General features: G+C 66.2%; 1 protein-coding gene. It reads right to left on the reverse strand.

Features of this window, described 5'->3' with window-relative positions; translation table 11 throughout:
- Positions 1 to 2 precede the first annotated feature (2 nt).
- Positions 3 to 467, reverse strand: a 465-nt coding sequence (locus tag KBI52_RS00845; RefSeq protein WP_247654086.1) for a sensor histidine kinase, incomplete at its 5' end; no start/stop codon positions are given.

A 467-nucleotide genomic window follows, 5' to 3' on the forward strand; every position in this document is an offset into this window, starting at 1 on the left:
ATTCACTCAGCAGCCTCCTTCCAACGGCCGCCGAGCAGTGGCAGGCGGATCGTGAACACGGCACCACCCTCCGGCGCACTCGCCGCCATGATCTGCCCGCCGAAGCCCTCGACGATACGCTCGCAAAGCGAAAGGCCGAGGCCCATGCCATCGGGCTTGGTGGTGAAGAACGGCTCAAACAGGCGCGGCAGGTCCACGGCAGGGATCCCGGGACCCAAATCCCGGACCACAATCGCGGCCGCGTCCCTGTCAGCGGTTGTTGTGACGCTTACCGTCCGCCGCTCCTGCGGCAGGGCCTCGACGGCGTCTGCGGCGTTGCGCACGAGATTATGCACGACCTGCTCGACAGACACTCGGTCGACCACGCAGACAGGGTCGCTCGGGTCAAGACCGAGTTCCAGAGCGATGCCGCGGCGCTCCAGATCGCCCTGCATCAGCTCCGCAACGTTGCTGATCAGGCGGTTGAC

The organism is Microvirga sp. HBU67558 (assembly GCF_018069605.1).
GTDB lineage: Bacteria > Pseudomonadota > Alphaproteobacteria > Rhizobiales > Beijerinckiaceae > Microvirga > Microvirga terrae.